Raw genomic sequence first — 18123 nt, 5'->3', positions numbered from 1 at the left:
CGGCTGAAACCCGTATCGCTTCACGCGGAATTTTACTTGGCGGCGATCTGCGCGCTGGTTGGCGCGCTGACAACAACCGCATTGGCAGCCGCCTTGTGACGATTGGCCTCATCGTGCCAGCGCACCGCTTCCTTGGCTTCGGTGCGCGCCCGCTTGCGGTACTTGCCCTGAGAAAACCAGGTGACCAGAGAACCCAGCACCACACCCAGAATAAGCGACAGGAAGATGAACACGAAAAACGGAGCCGAAAATGACATCAGCGCATCATCCGTTTTGAAGGGATTGAGCGCCAGCGTCACAGATTGCCGGTTGGCCACACACAAAACCACCAGAATGATGGCGAGCGGCACGAGAACCAGAAGGTTGATGATCTTTTTGGGCATCCAACGATACTCCGTCTTTGGGGGCCTTCAGACAAACCGCTATGGGCGTCACATAGGAGGCTAAACGCCCAGTCGCAACCGTTGTTCAACACTTGCACCGCAAGCTTGGTCTCAGTCTTCGTCTTCGACGTCGCTCATGCCCGGATTGAGCCGCTCACGCAGTTCCTTGCCGGTCTTGAAGAATGGAACCCACTTTTCCTCAACGAAAACCGATTCACCTGTGCGCGGATTGCGGCCTGAGCGTGAAGGGCGGTTCTTGACGGAAAAAGCGCCGAAGCCGCGAAGCTCCACGCGGTTGCCGGCAGCGAGCGCATCCGTGATTTCATCCAGAACGGCGTTGACGATATTTTCGACGTCGCGATGGTAAAGGTGCGGGTTGTGCGCAGCCACGATCTGCACCAGTTCAGACTTAATCACGGTTGCCCCCTGAAAGGATTGGATTTTTAACGTTCTCTAACCTGCCAAACAGAGACAAGACCGTCAAGAAACAACTTGTCGGCTCCCAGTTGGCGCGGCACGTTAAATGGCAGAAATTCATCATAGCCCAGCATTTTTGCAAGGCCAGCGATGCTGAAGAGCGCCAATGGCGAACGCTGCGAAGGCGCTGTCCATTCGACGATGGGCAGATCCTTGGCAATATCGCGACCATCGAAATAGGCGCGAATTTCCTTTTCGCCGCCCAATGTGTCGATGAGTTTGACGGCAAGGGCCTGTCGTCCGGTGAAGATAGAGCCATCCGCAAGCTTCAAAACCTCATCGCGCGGCAGCTTGCGGCGGTCAGCCACCAGATCGACGAACCAGCCATAGCTATCCATAACCATGTTGCGGATCATGGCCTTGGATTCTTCCGGCGGCTCGTGGAATGGCGATGGTTCAGCCTTCATCGGCGAGGATTTGATTTCCTGCAGCGACACACCAAGCTTTTCGAGCAATGGGCCGACCTGCGGATATTGGAAGATGACGCCGATGGAGCCGGTGATCGAGGTGTCACCCGCGATGATCGTATCGCCAGCCGCCGCAATCATATAGCCAGCGGAGGCGGCCAGAGTGCGTACATCCGAAACGACTGGCTTCTTGTCTGCGATGGCGCGGATCGCCTTGAAAATGCGCTCGCCGCCATAGGTCGTGCCGCCGGGCGAGGAGATGGAAACGATCAGTCCCTTGGCGCTGTCGCTCTCTTCAATCTTTTTCAGCCGCTCCAGCAACTCGGTATCGTCCTGGATCAGGCCTGTAATCTCGATGCGCGCAAGGTGCGGGCGGGCGCTCTGCTGCGGTGGCGTCAGGGCGAAACGATAGAGTGCAAAGGCACCGACCACGAGAAGGAAAACGGCAGCAACGCGCCAGAAGGTCAGCTTGCGCCGCAATTGTCTGCGATCTGCGATTGCCATCTGATCCATGTGCTTCCTTTCGCCCAACACTCGCCACAGCGCTTCAACTTCGCCATATGAGCCTTGTAGCCACCTCTTGCAAGGAAACAAACGGGAAAGCATCCTTTTGAGAAAAATAACGTAACCCTTGCGATACTGCAGAGAAAAACCATATTGGCAGGGCATGGCCTCGCGCCAGACCCAATGTTAGAGTGAGTAAGGTCGCTTCAACCTGATGATGCGACGTATTGACCCCCGGATCCTTTAGAATGCTTGAGCGACTAAGCCAACCCAGCCCCAGCCTTGCGCTGTCCCATGGACAGCAGAACGCCTATATCAAGGCGGTGCGCCACTCTGCGCGGGTGCGAAGGCTCAAGATTATTCTGCCTCTGGGTGCGGCCATCATATCGCTGACCTTCATTGCGGTTTCTCTGATCCGCACCTGGGTGCCGGACGAGGTGACGCTTGAAAGCTCGAAGGTCGAGGACGGCAAGATTGTCATGGAAAAGCCAGCCCTTGCAGGCCGCAACAACCAAGGCTTCGATTATTCAATGAATGCCGAAAGAGCGCTGCAGGATATTACCAGCCCTAACCTCATGACGCTTGAAAAAGTGCTGGCGGCAGTGCCAATGAATGACATCGTGGCGCAGGTGGTGGCGCAGGAAGGCCTGTTTGACCGCGCAACGAACCGGTTGCAAATGACGGCCCCCTTTGACATCAATCTGAGCAATGGATTACAAGCGAAATTCCAGTCTGCAAATGTCGACCTGAAGGCCGGAACGATGGAAACGGACAAACCTGTCGCCATCAAGACCAAGGAAGGGTCGATCAATGCGGAAAGTTTACGCATTGCAGATAATGGTAAAACGATTACATTTACGGGGCAGGTACGAGCTCGTATAGCTGCATCGACCATTCAGAACGCCGGCAAGTGAGAGCCCGACACAAATGATGCAGATTTTGCGCACAACCCGCTACACCAACGTTGCCTGCTTCGCAGCCGTTGCTCTTTCATGCCTTGCTGGCACCGCAGCCGCACAGACCGCGACCAACATGGAAGGCCTGAAGCTTTCCAACGATCAGCCAATCGCCATCGAAAGCGACCAGCTTGAAGTTCGGGACCAGGAGCGCAAGGCTTATTTCACGGGCAATGTTAAGGTTGTGCAGGGCACGACGACCCTGCAGGCTGGCAAGATGACCGTGCTCTACAAGAGCCAGTCAGAGGGCGCGGCTGCAAGCTCTTCCATCACCAGCGGTGGTGCAGATATCGATAAGATTTTCGTCGACAACTCCGTATACCTGACGTCTGGCACGCAAAAAGCGACTGCCGACAAGGGCGAGTTCGACATGGCAGCACAGACGTTTATTCTGTCGGGCAAGCAGGTGGTTCTGTCGCAGGACACGAACGTGTTTACCGGCTGCAAGCTGACGGTGCTGATGAACACAGGCGAAGCGAAGCTGGAAAGCTGTGGCGGACCGGTTCGAATTATGCTCGATCCCAAATCACAGAAAAAGCAGTAGTCTTTACCCCGTGAAAATCCAGTCCATCTCAAAGCTTTTTGGCGCAGGCTCTGCGCGCGCATCGGAAACGGACAGCATGTCCGCAGACAAGGCGCGCTATGAGGGCACATTGATTGCCCAGGGCCTGACCAAGACCTATAATACGCGCCGCGTTGTCAACGGCGTGTCTCTTGTCGTGCGTCGAGGAGAAGCGGTCGGCCTTCTTGGTCCCAACGGTGCTGGCAAGACCACATGCTTCTACATGATAACCGGCCTCGTTCCTGTTGATGCGGGCAAGATCGCCATCAATGGCAATGACGTGACGTCTATGCCGATGTATCGCCGCTCGCGTCTGGGTGTTGGCTACCTTCCGCAAGAAGCGTCGATCTTTCGTGGCTTGAGCGTCGAAGACAATATCCGTGCGGTTCTTGAAGTGCATGAGCGCGACGAGACGAAGCGCAATCGCAAGCTCGACGAACTCCTGGAAGAGTTTCACATCTCGAACCTGCGCAAGTCTCCAGCCGTTGCCTTGTCCGGCGGTGAGCGACGCCGTCTTGAAATCGCCAGAGCTCTGGCGACAGACCCGACCTTCATGCTGCTGGATGAGCCCTTTGCCGGCGTCGATCCGATTTCGGTCAGCGATATTCAGAATCTCGTGCGCCACCTCACGGCTCGTGGCATCGGCGTTCTCATCACCGACCACAATGTACGCGAGACGCTCGGCCTGATTGACCGCGCCTATATCATTCATGCGGGTGAGGTTCTGACCCATGGCCGGGCCTCGGAAATCGTCGACAACGCGGAAGTACGCCGCCTCTATCTTGGCAATAACTTCAGCCTTTGACGGATAGGCCCATAAAAGTGACGCCGCCAGCGTCACCGGCCCAAAGATTCTTTATCCCCACCCCCAACTGAGCTTGACCAAACAAGAATAAAAAGCAATTTTTGGGCCAAGTCAGACTTCGCTGCCCAAACTTTTGCAAAAAAGTCGGTGACGAAGGGGTTTATGGGAGTTTAGCGTCCACCATGGCCTTGTCCGCCAGTCTTTTGTTGCGTCAAAACCAGTCTCTGGTCATGACCCCACAACTGATGCAGTCCATTCAACTGCTTCAGATGACGCATATTGAGCTGACTCAATTCATCGCCCAGGAAGCCGAAAAAAACCCCCTGCTCGAAATAGTGGCAAATGACACGGATATGGTCACTGCCGCACCCGATGATGGCTTTGATCGTCATCCTGAACCGCCCGAGCCGGTCTCCGACGCCTCCCAGGACACGGAGGAATGGTATGGCGATCGCGCCAGCACGATGAATGAACAGCTCGATACCAATTTCGAAAACGTCTTTCAGGATGACACCGCCCCTGCCAAGGCTGATGCGCCAGAGCTTGTCGGCCAGTGGAAGTCCATGCCGGGCGCCGAAGCGGGCGAATCCTTCGATCTGGATGATTTCGTCGCAAGCAAACCAAGCCTGCGCGACCATATCGGCCAACAGCTTCCCTTTACCGTATCGCTCCCGCGGGAGCGGATCATTGCCGATGCGCTGCTCGATTATCTCGATGAGACCGGCTATCTCGCAGCCGATGCGCTTGACGATATTTCAGAGCGCCTGAACACATCCAGGGTCGAGATCGAGACGGTGCTGAAGGCGCTGCAAACTCTTGATCCGCCCGGTGTTTTTGCGCGCTCCCTCAGCGAGTGCCTTTCCATCCAGCTGGCCCAGCAGGATCGTCTCGACCCGGCGATGAAAGCATTTGTCGGCAATCTCGAGCTTCTCGCCAAACGCGATTTCGTGTCGCTGAAGCGCCTGTGCGGCGTCGGCGAAGACGATCTTCTCGACATGCTGGCCGAGATAAGATCGCTCAATCCGCGTCCCGGTGCTGGCTTCGAAACGGGTAACGCCGATACGATCGTCCCTGACATCATCGTGCGTCCCTCAAGCGATGGCGGCTGGTTGATTGAACTCAATCCGGAAACCTTGCCGCGTGTGCTGGTCAATCACACCTATTTTTCTGAGGTGTCCAAGGTCAAGGCGCGCAAGGGCGAAGACGAGGAGTTTCTGTCAGAATGCATGCAGACGGCCAGCTGGCTGACCCGCAGCCTGGACCAGCGCGCCAGAACCATCATGAAGGTCGCCAACGAAATCGTGCGCCAGCAGGATGCTTTTCTGCTCCATGGCGTCGATCATCTTCGCCCGCTCAACCTCAAGCAGGTTGCCGATGCGATCAAGATGCATGAGTCCACCGTCAGCCGCGTCACATCGCGCAAATACATGCTGACGCCGCGTGGCCTTTTCGAGCTCAAATATTTCTTCAGCGTTTCAATTGGCGCGGTCGAGGGTGGAGATAGCCATTCGGCCGAGGCAGTGCGCCATCGCATCAAGATCATGATTGCGCAGGAAGCGCCCGACAGTGTTCTTTCAGATGATGATATTGTCGACAATCTCAAGAAAACCGGCGTCGAACTGGCGCGGCGAACGGTCGCAAAATATCGTGAAGCGATGAATATTCCCTCCTCCGTCCAGAGGCGAAGAGAGAAAAAAGCCATGGCAAAAGTTGCGACGGCGTAACGAAATATTCATATATTTCAAAATGTTAATAATGTTGTTTGACTCTTGCCCCCACCACGGCTAGAAGCTCGCCGCACAGATGGCTGAGGGCCCATCAACGCTAAATTGACCACGTCGCTGGGGCGCCAGTCCGGAATGACACTTAAAGTGTTTCGAAACGCTTGGATGAGCGTCTTCCTTGACGTAAGCTGGTATGCGCAAATCACTGAAAAAGGAAAAATTCCATGAGTGTGCGTGTATCTGGTAAACATATGGATATCGGCGAATCGTTCCGTCAGAGGATCGAGGACAACATTAGCCTGGCGATTACCAAATACTTTGATGGGGGGTATTCTGGTCAAGTTACTGTAGAGAAATCCGGCGCGGGTTTCTCGGCCGATTGCAAGATCCATCTCGATACCGGGGTGGTCCTGCACGCAGCCGGGCAAGCCAACGACCCGCAGGCCAGCTTCGATGCTGCAGCCCAGCGCATCGAAAAGCGGCTTCGCAGATATAAGAGAAAATTGAAGGACCACCACCACAACGGTGCTTCGGCCAATGGCATGATGGAAGAATTTCCATATACCGTGATGGATGCCGTGCCCGATGAGGACGAGGAACTGCCGGAAGATTTCGCGCCAACGATTGTTGCCGAAACGTCCAAGCAGGTCAAAACCATGACGGTCGCAAGTGCTGTCATGGCACTCGACATGACGGATGAGCCGGTGCTGCTGTTCCGCAGCCCAGCCAAGGAACTGAATATCGTGTATCGTCGCACCGATGGAAACATCGGCTGGATCGACGCAGCAACGATCAAGAACTGAACAGTCTGATAAAGGCGTCGGGGGCGCAGCCGTTTGGCAGCACTCCCGACCCGCCTCGATCGCATGAAGGATAAACAGAATGGCGTTGGCAGATTTGCTGCAACTCGATGCGATTATTCCCGCCCTCCGAGTCAATTCCAAGAAGCAACTGCTTCAGGAACTGGCGGCGAGAGCATCCAGAATAACGGGTGTGGCAGAACGGGAAGTGTTCGACGTTATCCTGCAGCGCGAGCGACTGGGCTCGACCGGCGTCGGCCACGGCATCGCCATTCCCCACGGCAAGCTCGCCAGTATCGATACGATCGTCGGTGTTTTCGCACGCCTTGAAAACGCCGTTGATTTCGAAGCGCTGGACGATCAGCCCGTCGATCTGGTCTTTCTGCTGCTGGCGCCAGAAGGTGCCGGTGCAGATCACCTCAAGGCGCTTTCGCGCATCGCCCGCGTGCTGCGTGATCCCGAGTTGGTGGCAAAACTGCGCGCAACGGATTCGGATACCGCGATCTACACCTTCCTCAACCAGGAACAGGCCAACGCGGCCTGACACGCTGGTTCGGGACCTTGCACCACCCCAACATCTCCACAAGCAACCACAAAAAACCCCGCCGGTTTGGCGGGGCTGATGACCATTAAAGATGGCTCGGCCACCTCACATGGAGATGGCCAGATATATCACGCGTCTTTTTCGTTGACGCTTGAAGTGCCTGGCTCAGCTGTGGTCGGCACATCGCCCTTCGGTCCACCCTTAGCAACGCCCACCATGGCGGGACGCAGGACGCGATCACCAATGGTGAAACCAGCCTGAACGACCTGCACGACCGTATTGTTGGCAACGGCCGTATTGGGGATCTCGAACATGGCCTGATGGAAATTCGGGTCGAATTTCTGGCCTTCAGCGTCCATCTTGCGCACGCCGTGACGCTCCAGTGCTGAGAGCATCGAGCGTTCGGTCATATCGACGCCTTCAATCAGCCCGGCAATGCCAGCTTCGGAGTTTGTCTTCAACTCCTCGGGAATGGTGTCGAGCGCGCGGCGCAGATTGTCGGATACGGCCAGCATGTCGCGGGCAAAGCCTGCCACGGAATAGGCCTTGGCATCCTTGACTTCACGCTCTGTGCGGCGACGAAGATTGTCCATCTCAGCGGCCAGGCGCAGGAACTTGTCGCGCAGCTCGGAATTTTCCGCCTTCAGCACATCAATCGGATCAGGCTCGCCCTGCTCAGGCGCATCATTATCGATTTCCAGCGCCTCAAGTGCCTCGTCGACGACGTCTGCGTCGGGTCCGTTCTTGTTCGTGTCATCGGTCATGACGTTCTCCAGCTTTAGATCTGTTATGGGTTGTGCCCGATATCGAGCTTTGCCAAGCAAAAATCAAGGCTTGCAGGCAAACCATCTCCTATTCGCCAGCAGGTTTTCACAATCAACGTCGTTTGCTGGACAACCGAGCCATGATCTGGGCGGTGTAATCGACCATTGGCACGATCCGCGAGTAATTCAGCCGCGTTGGCCCAATGACACCCACGGCGCCCACCACCCGGTTTTCATCATCCCGGTAAGGCGCAACAATGAGCGAGGAACCGGACAGGGAAAACAGCTTGTTTTCCGAACCGATAAAAATCCTGACGCCCGATCCCGTTTCGGCCAGATTGAGAACCTCGATCAGATTGTCCTTGCGCTCAAGATCGTCAAACAGCAAACGCACACGATCGATGTCCTCTTCACCGGCCAGACCTTCCAGCAGGTTGGAGCGTCCGCGCACGATCAGACGACCCAGCTTGCCCTCTTCATTGTCGCCAGACCAGACGGCTAGACCGCGCTCGACAAGATCCTGCGCCAATGTGCTCAGCGCCGTCTGCAAGGCATCCTTCTGCTGCAAAAGCTGCGTGCGCAGTTCCGGCAATGTTTGCCCGGCCAGATGCGCATTGATGAAATTGGCGGCCTCGGTGAGTTGCGAGGAGGTGATCCCAGCCGGCAGCTCAATGATGCGGTTTTCAACCTGGTTGTTGTCTCCCACCAGAATGGCGAGGCCCTTGGTTGGTTCCAGCCTGATGAATTCGACATGTTTCAGCACAGCATCGCTTTTGGTCGTCAGAACAAGGCCAGCGCCGCGCGACATGCCTGACAGCATTCGGCTAGCCTCGGTCAGCAGGCCCTCGATGGGCTGCTCACGCCCGGATACCGGGCCGATCTGCCGGTCGATGCTGGCGCGCTGTTCTTCCGGCAAATCCCCCACCTGCATGAAGGCATCCACGAAAAAGCGTAGGCCCGTCTGCGTCGGCAATCGCCCGGCGCTGATATGCGGTGAGTAGATGAGGCCAAGCTCCTCAAGATCGCTCATCACATTGCGCACGGATGCGGGCGATAGCGACATGGGCAACAGGCGCGAGAGGCTGCGCGAACCCAGCGGCTCACCGTTTTCGAGATAGCCTTCCACGATGCGGCGGAAAATCTCGCGTGAGCGATCATCCAGCAGCGCGCCCGGTTCTTTTCCGCTCGGATGAGAAACGCCCATTCACTCAACTCTTCGTTCTGTCAGTAACACATGGAATATAGTCGTTCGCGTCGTTAAGTGACAATGGAAATTGCATATGCCAAAGCCATGGCCCGCTTTTCCTTTGCAAAACCGGTATCACGGCCTTAAGACGCGGAGATTAAAACGGAGACGACCCCTATGCGGCCTTCAGGCAGAAAAACCGATCAGATGCGCAAAGTTTCTTTCGAGCGCAATTTCTCCAAACACGCCGAGGGTTCCTGTCTGGTGAAATTCGGCGATACGCATGTGCTCGTCACGGCCAGCCTCGAAGAAAAGACGCCACCATGGCTGCGCAACAGCGGCAAGGGCTGGGTTACCGCAGAATACGGCATGCTGCCGCGCTCCACCCACGAGCGGATGCGCCGCGAGGCGTCTACCGGCAAGCAGGGTGGTCGCACACAGGAAATCCAGCGTCTCATCGGCCGCTCGCTGCGGGCGGTGGTTGATCTTCAGGCGCTGGGTGAGCGCCAGATCAGCATCGACTGCGATGTGATCCAGGCAGATGGCGGCACGCGCACAGCCTCCATCACCGGCGCTTGGATTGCCTTGCATGACTGCTTGAAGTGGATGGAAACCCGCAACATGATCAAGGTGGAGAAGGTCTTGAAAGACCATATCGCCGCCATTTCCTGCGGTATCTTTGCCAGCCAGCCAGTGATCGATCTGGACTATCTGGAAGATTCCTCTGCCGAAACAGACGCGAACTTCGTCATGACCGGCTCCGGCGGCATCGTCGAAATTCAGGGCACCGCCGAAGGCGCACCCTTCAGCGAAACGGAATTTCTCACGCTGCTGGGCCTTGCCAAAACCGGCTGCGCGGAACTCGTTGAGATGCAGAAGCAGGCGATTGCCTGATCAAGGACGTTAAAACCATGCGCAAACTCGACACCAGAACCATTGTCGTTGCCAGCCACAACAAGGGCAAGATTGCCGAGATTTCCGATCTGATCGGTCCGCTCGGCTTTTCCGCGAAATCCGCCGCTGAGCTGAATTTCGCCGAACCCGACGAGACAGGCACGACATTCGAGGAAAACGCGGCCATCAAGGCGCTTGCCTCTGCCAAGGCCTCTGGCTTGCCATCGCTTTCCGACGATAGTGGTCTGGTGATCAATGCGCTTGACGGTGCGCCCGGCGTCTACACCGCCAACTGGGCGGAAACGGCTGACGGCACGCGCGATTTCGCCATGGCCATGCAGAAGGTGGAAGACGCCCTTCAGAAGCAGGGTGCGACGGATGCTTCCGCCCGCACATGCCGCTTCGTCAGCGTGCTGTGCCTCGCCTGGCCGGATGGCCACACGGAGTTTTTCCGCGGCGAGATCGAAGGCACTGTCGCATGGCCACCCCGTGGCGCAAGCGGCTTCGGTTACGACCCCATCTTCCAGCCGGAAGGCTATGAAACGACCTTCGGCGAGATGACATCCGATGAGAAGCATGGCTGGAAGCCCGGCGATGCGCAGGCGCTATCCCACCGCGCCCGCGCCTTCAAGATATTTGTCGAAACCTGTCTGGACGCATGATGATCGATCTTGGGAGCAGGTTCTCCCCTGCCCCTGATGTGACGATGTTGCCCGATACCGGCGAGCCCGGTTTCGGCATTTACGTGCATTGGCCCTTCTGCGCGGCCAAATGCCCCTATTGCGATTTCAACAGCCATGTCCGCCACAAGCCGGTGGATCAGGATCGGTTCGTCTCCGCTTTCCTTCGCGAGATGGAAACCATGCGGCAACTAAGCGGCGCAAAAGTCGTCTCCAGCGTATTCCTCGGTGGCGGCACGCCCTCACTGATGGACCCGCAGACCGTGGGTGCCATACTGGATGGCATTGCCCGTTTCTGGCATGTGCCTGATGGTATCGAGATCACCATGGAAGCCAACCCTTCCAGCGTGGAAGCGGAACGGTTTCGCGGCTACAGGGCAGCCGGTGTCAATCGCGTCTCCATGGGCGTACAGGCACTGAATGACCGTGACCTTAAATTTCTGGGCCGCCTGCATGATGTGGCCGACGCACTGAAAGCCATCCGGCTGGCCCGCGAGATTTTCCCACGCATGTCCTTCGACCTGATCTATGCCCGCCCGAACCAGACGGTGGACGAGTGGGAGAAGGAGCTTGTCGAAGCGATTTCCTATGCCGTTGATCACCTGTCGCTCTACCAGTTGACCATCGAGGAAGGCACCGCCTTTTACGGTCTGCACAAGGCTGGCAAGCTGATCGTGCCGGATGGCGACCAATCCGCGCTGCTTTACGAGGCAACGCAGGAGATCACCGCCCGCCACGGCATGCCCGCCTATGAGGTGTCCAACCACGCAAGGCCCGGCGCAGAAAGCCGTCATAATCTGACCTATTGGCGCTATGGCGATTATGCCGGTATCGGCCCCGGCGCCCACGGGCGTCTCACCACCGGCGGATCCAAACTGGCGACGGCGACCGAACGTCATCCGGAAACATGGCTCGAAACCGTCGAGCGTGATGGCCACGGCATTCTGGATCAGGAGCTTCTGGGCGTTGAAGAACAGTCCGACGAGCTGCTGCTCATGGGCCTGCGCCTGCGCGAAGGCGTTGATCTTGCCCGCTGGAGCGACCTTTCCGGCCGCGATCTGGACCCGGACAAGGAAGAGTTTTTACTGAAGCATGGCTTCATAGAGCGCCTGGGAAATTCACGCCTGCGCTGCACGCCATCCGGCATGCTCATTCTGGATTCGGTCGTCGCCGATCTGGCCTGTTGAGGCCTGCACAGACATTCCACAAAGTCCATCGTCAGGCAGCACGCTGCTCATCCCCATCACCCATCTGTGGGTAGCGATGCGCAGATCGCACAGTGCCGTCATCCATCAGGTCTCGTCGCGACCCGGCGTGCAGTACCAGACGATGACAACGATGAGCCCGACCGGGGCGAAACAATAGAGAAGCTGATGCCAGCCGCTGCGGTTGATATCGTGAAGGCGGCGGGCAGCGACTGCAATCGACGGTAAAAACAGGATGAGCGACCAGATCAGGCTGATAATCCCGCTATTATCAATGATCTCGACGACAATGGAACTGCAGAAAACGAACAGGAATGAGAACCAATATTCCGAGCGCGCCGCCCTGCCCTGGAAGTTGACAAGGTTTCTGAAAAAACTGGCAATGGCCTCACCGAAACTCATCGGCGTGGGCGCCGCCCCAAACCTGTTGGGACCAGATGGCGGTGGCCTAAAAACGAAAATCAGTGGGAAGAAAATGAGGACTAGGATGATGATCCAGTGCCAATACGACGAACTTCCCAAGCCATTCCCTTCCATCTCTTCAAATCACGATAACAGATTTCAAACCGCATTTAACGCACGCTGATATCACAGCATTGCAGGTGAGAGCGATATAAACACTGCTTCCGATTATTAGATAATCATGCGCAATCCACAGTTACAAGAAGAAAGACCGGCCGCCGCTATTGGAGCGAGGGCCGGTCTTGATGTGACGGGCAGATATTCAGGCGGGGCCGGTTTCCCGGCCGGCGTCTTTATGCGTTGTTTTCGTTGATCAGGCGCTTCAGCAGCTCAACCTCGTGGCCGAGCTTCGTGTCGCCGCCGATTAGTTCCTCGATCTTGCGCACAGCATGGAGAACGGTTGTGTGATCGCGTCCGCCAAAGCGACGGCCGATTTCAGGGAAAGAGCGGGGTGTCAGCATCTTGGCAAGATACATGGCGATCTGGCGCGGCTTGACGATGACGCGCGTCCGGCGGTTCGACACCAGCTCCTGGCGCGAGACATTGTAATGTCTGGCCACAATGCGCTGGATGTCTTCGATGCGAACACGCTTTGGCTCGCCCGAACCCACCAGATGGGCCAGAAGCTCATCCACACGCTCGACCGAAAGGTTCGGCTCGAAGGAGCGGCGGAAGATCAGCTGGTTGAAAGCGCCTTCCAGTTCACGGCCGCTGGCTGTTACGCTGCGAGCCACGTGGGAGACGATTTCTTCGGAAATATCGAAGCCTGGATCTTCCTGACGGGCGACCGCGATGCGCTGGGTCAGCATCTCGTGACGCATCTCGTAGTCAGGACCTTCGACCTCGATGGCCATGCCGCCCTGAAGACGCGAGCGAACACGTGGGTCGAGCGATTCCAGTTCCCATGGCGCACGGTCTGCAGCCACGACAACCTGCTTTGCACTGTCGAGCAGCATGTTAAGCAGATGGCAGAATTCGTGCTGGATCATCTTGCCCTGCAGGAACTGCATGTCATCGATGACGAGAAGATCGATATTGCGCAGCGTGTCCTTCAGCGTCAGCGCATCATTGTCGCGGATCGCGGTCGCGAAACGCCACATGAAATATTCAGCCGTCAGATAGACGACGCGCGGGTTGCGCGGGCTATCGATAGCGGCATTGGCAATCGCCTGCAGAAGATGCGTCTTTCCAAGGCCAACACCCGCATGGATGAAGAGCGGGTTGAACCGAACCGCACCGGCACCGGCCTCAGCAATGGTCTTGGCTGCTGCGAGTGCCACGCGGTTTGACGATCCCTCGACAAAAGTATCGAAGGTGAAACGGCTGTCGAGCGGCGATCCGAACAATGGACCGGAGCCTGAATGGCGCGTGAGCGTTGCAGAGGCGCCAGACATCTGCACATTTGCTGCAGGTGGCTGTGGCGGCAGGAAGGGCTTTGCCCTCTGTATCGATGTGCTGATCTCGGATGCAGGCTGCGCATCTTCCTCAACGGCTACTGGCCGTGCCGGGCGGCTGGCCGAGCGAACCAGAATTTCGACCTTCAAGACATCGGCATCCTCGCTCTGGACGAGCGTGGTGATGAGATCGATGTAGCGATTGTTGATCCATGACTTCAAAAATGTCGTCGGAACCGTAAAACGCACGACGCTTTTTGAAACCGAGTGAAGTTTCAGACGTGCGAACCAGCTTGCATATACTTCCGGTCCAACCTGTGCCTTGAGGCGCGCGCTAAAACGTTCGAACAGCGCGTCATGCTTCATAGCTTGCTTGTCCCCTGCCGCATCAGTCTCAGCTGCATCACATGCCTTCGGTGTGCGGTCCCCGTTCGATACCGCACCCATCAAATTCATTTGCATATTGCCGCCTTTCAAATTGCCAATCATAGCCTGACGAACCAACGCCCGTCAGGGATACCCCTCGTTCTTATTCTCTCTCAGACATCCCCCTCGAAAGTATGTCCTTGAGCCACTTATCTCACCGCGAGCCGGTTATCCCATTATCCTCTACATCATGGAGAGGCCTGCGATTACTCATATACGAACTCCTGCAACACACATTAATCAAACGCCGAGGCGCGGTTTCGCATTTCCACAACCTATAGGATTGCGACCAAAACGACCCCAATACTTGAAAAAACGAACCCAAACAGAATTCGTCCGCAAGAAGCATGTGCCTTCGATACTCAAGGATCGAGATAGCTTGTGGATAGAAATCCTTGCCCCTTGTCGAGATCCATTTAGGCAGGATCAGGGTGGGAGATCAATGCCGATATTTCTTTGATTCGGAAGATCGACCATTGACTCACAGGGGCCGTTTTGCATCGCCTTCATGCCCGTCTGGAGAATCTCTTATGAATCAATGAGATTCAATTTCCTGTCTTTTTTAAGGGCCGATTTGGGAGAAAAATAAAAATTCTCTTGACACAATCTTTGCCTCGTCTTCCCCTACGTAAAGAAGATCGTATTTTCATTACCTTTCACAAGCCATTGATTTATAAGGTACTTTTCCGTCATCTCATTGACGCAGAAGCATCATGTTTTTGCGATGATCGTTAAAGATCTATGACAAACGAAAAAAAGCCCGGTCGCGAGACCGGGCTTTTTTTGGATGAAAATGTGTTAGCCGGATTAGGCCATCAGTGCCTTCACGCGCTGTGCAAGACGGGACACCTTACGGTCTGCCGTGTTGCCAGGCATAACGCCGCGAGTAGCAGCGCGCTGGATCTCAGGCTGCGCTACCTTCAGCGCTTCTGTTGCAACTGCCAGATCACCTGTTGCAATGGCTTCTTCGACCTTGCGAATGAAACCACGAACGCGCGAACGACGAGCCTTGTTGACTTCAGTACGGCGAGCGATCTTGCGAGTCGCCTTTTTCGCCGAAGTTGTATTGGCCATGTATGCCTCTCTTCGAATTCAAACCAAAATCCGCAACCACAGGATCAGGTCCTTCAAAGACCTCGCGTTCCAAAGAGTGCGGGAGTAATTGGAATAAGCCGGATGGCTTTTCCTAACCGTGGGCGGGCATATAGCCTTAAAGCAGCTGCCCGTCAACGCGCATTTGCAGTAAAAACGCTGATATTCCGAATCCTTGGAGCGAAGCGGACTCAAAACACATGAAGTTCTCTAGAGCATCGCAGGTGGTTTCACCTAGCGATTTCTGAAGACGGGTTTTCTCTTCTCCGCAAAAGCCGCCATGCCTTCCTTCTGATCCTGCGTAGCAAAGAGCGACTGGAACAGGCGACGCTCGAACCGCAGACCTTCGCTCAACGTGCCCTCGAAGGATCGATTGACGCTTTCCTTTGCCATCAGCACCGAGGCGCGAGACAGCGACGCGATGACGCCAGCGGCTTCCACAGCCTCATCCATCAGTCGTTCCTGTGGCACGATGCGGGAAACAAGCCCTGCACGCTCTGCCTCCTGCGCATCCATCTTGCGGCCCGTCAGCACCATGTCCATGGCCTTGGCCTTTCCCACGGCGCGCGTGAGGCGCTGAGAGCCGCCCATGCCCGGGATGATGCCCAGCGTGATCTCAGGCTGTCCGAATTTCGCGCTGTCCGAGGCAATGATGAAATCGCACATCATGGCAAGCTCGCAGCCGCCGCCCAGCGCAAAGCCGGATACGGCCGCAATGACAGGCTTGCGGCTTGCGGCCACATCGTCCCAGCCGCCCAGAAAATCGCCGAGATAGGCATCGACGAAATCAAGCGACTGCATCTCCTTGATATCGGCGCCCGCCGCAAAGGCCTTTTGCGAACCCGTTATGACAATCGCGCCGATGGAATCATCCGTCGAGAACGACGCCAATATGTGCCGCAGCTCTTTCAGCAGGGCGGCATTCAGCGCGTTCAGCGCCTGCGGGCGATTGAGCGTGATGACGCCGACATTGTCGCGCTTCTCAACGATCAGCGTTTCATAATCCATGGTGAGGGTCCTCTCCCGTTTTTACTGGCGTCATTTCTGGCAGGCGGCACAATAGAATGTCGAGCGCCCCGCCTGTACAATCCGCTCAACCGTACCCCCGCAACCGGGTGTGGGGCAAGCATGGCCCTCCCGATCATAGACCGAGAAGGAATGCTGGAAATAGCCAAGCGTACCATCTGTCTGGATATGATCGCGCAGGGACGAGCCACCGGCGGCGATGGCATCGGCAATCACCTCGCGGATTTTCTCCGTGAGATCGATGAGGGATGCCCTCGGCTTGTCCGTTTTCGTAACCAGCGTGCCAGCGGCTCTTAACGGAGAGAGGTGGGCACGCCACAGCGCTTCGCAGACATAGATATTGCCCAGCCCCGCAATCACCTTCTGGTCCAGCAGCGTGCTTTTGAGCGGTTGGTTCTTTCCGGCAAAGCGGCGCGCCAGATAATCGGCGCTCAGCGCGTTTCCGGTTGGCTCCGGGCCAAGATCTGCAAAGGCGGGGTAAAGATCAATGTTGGATCGCTCCACCAGATGCATGAAGCCAAAACGGCGTGGGTCATTATAGATGACCTGCGCATGCCTTCCGTCTCTTTGCAGATGGAAGATGACATGGTCGTGCTTGCCATCCTTGGAGCGCGGATGATGGAACACGCCGGGTGCATCCGTCTCCTGCACCTCATCATCGATGCGGAAGGAGCCGGACATGCCGAGATGCGAAACGATCGTCAGCCCGTCCTCCAGCTCGATCAGCAGATATTTCGCCCGTCGCCCCAGGGAGATGATGCGTTTGCCCTCCACCAGCTCAGCAAACCCTTCCGGGAAGGGAAAGCGCAGGTCCGGGCGACCCAGAACAAGCTTTTCAAGGCGCGCACCTTCCATGGTCGGCGCAAGGCCGCGTCTGACGGTTTCCACTTCGGGCAATTCTGGCATCTGCTCAACTCACATGTTTATCGCGACGGTCTTGCGATCTAAATCCTGCGGACATACATGTCGCAGGCATAAACTGCCGCAACAGATAGCGTCGCATTCCTGTTTCCGCTATGGTCCGCCCCGTAATTAAAGATGGAGACCGCCGATGACCGAAGCCCGCACAACCGCCAATGGCGGCATGGAAACGTCCTACGGTTTTCACAAGGTTGAAGAAGGCCAAAAGCAGGGCATGGTCAACGAGGTCTTCCACAAGGTCGCCAAACGCTACGATATCATGAATGACGTGATGTCGGCGGGCATGCACCGCTTGTGGAAAGACGCCATGATTGCCGCGCTCAACCCGCGCAAGGATCCCACCTACAAGACGCTGGATGTGGCAGGTGGCACGGGTGATATCGCCTTCCGCATCGTCGAAGCCTCCAACCGGCTTGCCCATTCTACCGTGCTCGACATTAACGGCTCGATGCTTGCGGTGGGCGAGGAGCGCGCCGCCAAGAAGAAGCTGTCCGACAATGTGACCTTTGTGGAAGCGAATGCCGAAGAACTTCCCTTCGAGGATAAAAGCTTTGACGCCTATACGGTTGCCTTCGGCATTCGCAACGTGCCGCGCATTGATGTGGCGCTGAAAGAAGCGCACCGGGTTTTGAAGCGTGGCGGACGCCTTCTGGTGCTGGAGTTTTCCGAGGTGGACATGCCGCTTCTCGACAAGGTCTATGATGCCTGGTCGTTCAATGCCATTCCGAAATTTGGCAAGATGATTACCGGCGATGCCGAGCCCTACCAGTATCTGGTGGAATCGATCCGCAAATTCCCCAATCAGGATGATTTCGCGGCCATGATCCGTACGGCGGGTTTTTCACGCGTCACCTATACCAATTACACAGGCGGCATTGCCGCGCTGCATTCCGGCTGGAAACTTTAATCGA

General features: G+C 56.5%; 20 protein-coding genes. 10 read left to right on the top strand and 10 right to left on the bottom strand.

Translation table 11 applies throughout. From position 1 onward, the window contains the following. Window positions 1-32: 32 nt before the first annotated feature. From RQI55_RS06685 to sppA, 3 genes are all read right to left on the bottom strand, one after another. Window positions 33-383 carry a LapA family protein gene (locus RQI55_RS06685; RefSeq protein ID WP_243256864.1) on the bottom strand — a complete coding sequence of 117 codons (351 nt, stop codon included), beginning with the start codon at window positions 381-383 and terminating at the stop codon, window positions 33-35. Between the two features lie 111 nt (window positions 384-494). After that, window positions 495-824, bottom strand: a complete 330-nt coding sequence (locus tag RQI55_RS06680; RefSeq protein WP_269082219.1) for an integration host factor subunit beta — start codon at window positions 822-824, stop codon at window positions 495-497. 2 nt (window positions 825-826) lie between these two features. Beyond that, window positions 827-1780, bottom strand: a complete 954-nt coding sequence (sppA, locus tag RQI55_RS06675; RefSeq protein ID WP_243256865.1) for a signal peptide peptidase SppA — start codon at window positions 1778-1780, stop codon at window positions 827-829. Window positions 1781-2019: 239 nt separating this feature from the next. On the opposite strand from sppA, the gene lptC reads away from it, so the two are divergent. From lptC to ptsN, 6 genes are all read left to right on the top strand, one after another. Beyond that, window positions 2020-2685: an LPS export ABC transporter periplasmic protein LptC gene (lptC, locus tag RQI55_RS06670; protein ID WP_243256866.1), complete on the top strand. Its 666-nt coding sequence runs from the start codon at window positions 2020-2022 to the stop codon at window positions 2683-2685. A 13-nt stretch (window positions 2686-2698) separates the two neighbouring features. Beyond that, window positions 2699-3271: an LptA/OstA family protein gene (locus RQI55_RS06665; RefSeq protein WP_192063168.1), complete on the top strand. Its 573-nt coding sequence runs from the start codon at window positions 2699-2701 to the stop codon at window positions 3269-3271. A 76-nt stretch (window positions 3272-3347) separates the two neighbouring features. Next, a complete protein-coding gene (gene lptB / locus RQI55_RS06660; RefSeq protein ID WP_162196011.1) occupies window positions 3348-4094 on the top strand; it encodes an LPS export ABC transporter ATP-binding protein in 747 nt (248 codons plus the stop codon). 182 nt (window positions 4095-4276) lie between these two features. Continuing rightward, complete coding sequence (rpoN, locus tag RQI55_RS06655) at window positions 4277-5818, top strand: RNA polymerase factor sigma-54 (protein WP_243256867.1); 1542 nt, start codon at window positions 4277-4279, stop codon at window positions 5816-5818. A 224-nt stretch (window positions 5819-6042) separates the two neighbouring features. Beyond that, the gene (gene hpf / locus RQI55_RS06650) at window positions 6043-6621 is read left to right on the top strand and encodes a ribosome hibernation-promoting factor, HPF/YfiA family (protein ID WP_192063166.1); all 579 of its coding nucleotides are present in this window, start codon (window positions 6043-6045) and stop codon (window positions 6619-6621) included. A 79-nt stretch (window positions 6622-6700) separates the two neighbouring features. After that, window positions 6701-7162, top strand: a complete 462-nt coding sequence (ptsN, locus tag RQI55_RS06645; RefSeq protein ID WP_042616200.1) for a PTS IIA-like nitrogen regulatory protein PtsN — start codon at window positions 6701-6703, stop codon at window positions 7160-7162. 128 nt (window positions 7163-7290) lie between these two features. Here the strand turns inward: ptsN and grpE are convergent, their stop codons facing one another. Both grpE and hrcA read right to left on the bottom strand, forming a co-directional pair. Then, complete coding sequence (grpE, locus tag RQI55_RS06640) at window positions 7291-7926, bottom strand: nucleotide exchange factor GrpE (RefSeq protein WP_243256868.1); 636 nt, start codon at window positions 7924-7926, stop codon at window positions 7291-7293. A gap of 112 nt (window positions 7927-8038) precedes the next feature. Beyond that, window positions 8039-9130 carry a heat-inducible transcriptional repressor HrcA gene (gene hrcA / locus RQI55_RS06635; protein WP_192063164.1) on the bottom strand — a complete coding sequence of 364 codons (1092 nt, stop codon included), beginning with the start codon at window positions 9128-9130 and terminating at the stop codon, window positions 8039-8041. Window positions 9131-9289: 159 nt separating this feature from the next. On the opposite strand from hrcA, the gene rph reads away from it, so the two are divergent. From rph to hemW, 3 genes are read left to right on the top strand one after another with little or no spacing between them, the layout of a single operon-like run. Next, window positions 9290-10006, top strand: a complete 717-nt coding sequence (gene rph, locus RQI55_RS06630; protein ID WP_042616197.1) for a ribonuclease PH — start codon at window positions 9290-9292, stop codon at window positions 10004-10006. Between the two features lie 17 nt (window positions 10007-10023). Then, on the top strand, window positions 10024-10668 hold the full coding sequence (gene rdgB, locus RQI55_RS06625) for an RdgB/HAM1 family non-canonical purine NTP pyrophosphatase (RefSeq protein WP_311272431.1): 645 nt from the start codon (window positions 10024-10026) through the stop codon (window positions 10666-10668). After that, on the top strand, window positions 10668-11873 hold the full coding sequence (hemW, locus tag RQI55_RS06620) for a radical SAM family heme chaperone HemW (RefSeq protein WP_192063162.1): 1206 nt from the start codon (window positions 10668-10670) through the stop codon (window positions 11871-11873). The genes rdgB and hemW overlap by 1 nt, the downstream gene beginning before the upstream one ends. 105 nt (window positions 11874-11978) lie before the next feature. Here hemW and RQI55_RS06615 read toward each other — a convergent pair whose 3' ends face one another. From RQI55_RS06615 to mutM, 5 genes are all read right to left on the bottom strand, one after another. Further along, the gene (locus RQI55_RS06615; RefSeq protein ID WP_243256870.1) at window positions 11979-12413 is read right to left on the bottom strand and encodes a DUF805 domain-containing protein; all 435 of its coding nucleotides are present in this window, start codon (window positions 12411-12413) and stop codon (window positions 11979-11981) included. A gap of 233 nt (window positions 12414-12646) precedes the next feature. Then, window positions 12647-14113, bottom strand: coding sequence for a chromosomal replication initiator protein DnaA (gene dnaA, locus RQI55_RS06610; RefSeq protein WP_311272430.1), 1467 nt, complete (start codon window positions 14111-14113; stop codon window positions 12647-12649). Between the two features lie 867 nt (window positions 14114-14980). Then, window positions 14981-15247: a 30S ribosomal protein S20 gene (gene rpsT, locus RQI55_RS06605; RefSeq protein WP_042616193.1), complete on the bottom strand. Its 267-nt coding sequence runs from the start codon at window positions 15245-15247 to the stop codon at window positions 14981-14983. A 252-nt stretch (window positions 15248-15499) separates the two neighbouring features. Then, window positions 15500-16273: an enoyl-CoA hydratase gene (locus tag RQI55_RS06600; protein WP_243256872.1), complete on the bottom strand. Its 774-nt coding sequence runs from the start codon at window positions 16271-16273 to the stop codon at window positions 15500-15502. 30 nt (window positions 16274-16303) lie between these two features. Then, window positions 16304-17197: a bifunctional DNA-formamidopyrimidine glycosylase/DNA-(apurinic or apyrimidinic site) lyase gene (mutM, locus tag RQI55_RS06595; RefSeq protein ID WP_243256873.1), complete on the bottom strand. Its 894-nt coding sequence runs from the start codon at window positions 17195-17197 to the stop codon at window positions 16304-16306. Between the two features lie 145 nt (window positions 17198-17342). Between mutM and ubiE the strand changes: the two genes are divergently transcribed. Further along, window positions 17343-18119, top strand: coding sequence for a bifunctional demethylmenaquinone methyltransferase/2-methoxy-6-polyprenyl-1,4-benzoquinol methylase UbiE (gene ubiE, locus RQI55_RS06590; protein ID WP_192063158.1), 777 nt, complete (start codon window positions 17343-17345; stop codon window positions 18117-18119). Window positions 18120-18123: the final 4 nt, after the last annotated feature.

It is taken from the genome of Rhizobium sp. WCS2018Hpa-16 (assembly GCF_031843705.1).
Lineage (GTDB): Bacteria > Pseudomonadota > Alphaproteobacteria > Rhizobiales > Rhizobiaceae > Agrobacterium > Agrobacterium tumefaciens_C.
Note: the sequence above shows the minus strand (reverse complement) of the source record. Positions and strands in the feature narration are given on the sequence as shown.